Here is a 706-nt window from a genome sequence, read left to right as displayed (position 1 = left end):
AATACCGAGGGGTCTTAATTTCCCATTCTTCTTAGCGATAAACGTTCGTTTCGCTGGTTTTGGGCGATGCTGAAAAACATTACGTCTTAGTAGTTCTTGATACAGTTTGATACGTTCGTTTGGTTGTGAGGCCGTATAGCCGTCTACACCAGGTGTTCGCTTACCAGTATTTTGTTGCGTTACTCTGCGAATGGAGAGTAATAAATTAGCTTTACTCCGGAGGAGTAAACGTTGAAGTTTTCTTACTCTTCTTCGTTGATTTTGTTGTTCGGCACGATAAATTCTTTGTCGTAACTTCGTTACATATTGTTGTATAGTATTCCAATCAATAGAGTACCAACCTTTATGCGAGACGTGCGCCGACGCTCGTAGAGAGGTATTCATAACAGCACGCTCCTTTTCGTTAGAAGATAGCCACAAATTTATTTTCGTGTTGAAGACCCATGAGAAGTAGGCGCTCTTTCGAGCCTGTCATTGTCTGTGAAGACGACAGTATCCGTCCAGTTATACAATGTTCTTGATTTCCTGTCCCTTTTCAGGGTAACGGCTTTCGCTTTTTCCCATATCCCATACCCTCTGTCACATCGTTTGACTTTGCAGTCATCCTACTGCTTGCGCAGATGACATAGGGCTTACCAAGTTCCACATTCCACAGATACGATAGGGGTAGGTAGGTTCTTTACTCCGGGTAAGATGCGGGACGCAT

Annotated in this window: 1 protein-coding gene; it reads right to left on the bottom strand. The window is 43.5% G+C overall.

Annotation, left to right across the window (positions count from 1 at the left end):
- The coding region (locus tag OK414_RS29730) for a reverse transcriptase N-terminal domain-containing protein (RefSeq protein ID WP_264363581.1) at positions 1–384 on the bottom strand (384 nt) is incomplete at its 3' end.
- Positions 385–706: the final 322 nt, after the last annotated feature.

Source organism: Priestia sp. JV24 (assembly GCF_025910025.1).
In the GTDB taxonomy this organism is placed as follows: Bacteria; Bacillota; Bacilli; order Bacillales; family Bacillaceae_H; genus Priestia; species Priestia megaterium.
This window is presented reverse-complemented; position numbering and strand designations above follow the sequence as displayed.